Origin of the sequence: Streptomyces sp. JW3 (genome assembly GCF_052216785.1) — a bacterium.
Classification (GTDB): Bacteria; Actinomycetota; Actinomycetes; order Streptomycetales; family Streptomycetaceae; genus Streptomyces.
This window is the reverse complement of record NZ_JBQOUX010000328.1, coordinates 1-243: the sequence shown is the minus strand read 5'-3', so window position 1 is coordinate 243 and position 243 is coordinate 1. Positions and strand designations below refer to the sequence as shown.

General features: G+C 72.4%; 1 pseudogene. It reads left to right on the top strand.

What is annotated here, in order from left to right:
* Positions 1 to 243: pseudogene (locus ACTT8P_RS38700) on the top strand (phospho-N-acetylmuramoyl-pentapeptide-transferase); the annotation flags it as partial.

Sequence of the window (243 nt, the reverse complement as noted above, 5' to 3'; positions counted from 1 at the left end):
CCGCAACGCCTGCGCCACCAGCCCCGGACCCGGGTGCTACAACGTGCGCGACCCCCTCGACCTCGCGCTGGTCTGCGCGGCGGCCGCCGCCGCCTGCATCGGCTTCCTGTGGTGGAACGCCGCGCCCGCCAAGATCTTCATGGGCGACACCGGATCGCTCGCCCTCGGCGGCATGCTGGCCGGTCTGTCCATCACCACCCGCACCGAGCTGCTGATGGTCGTCATCGGCGCGCTGTTCGTCGC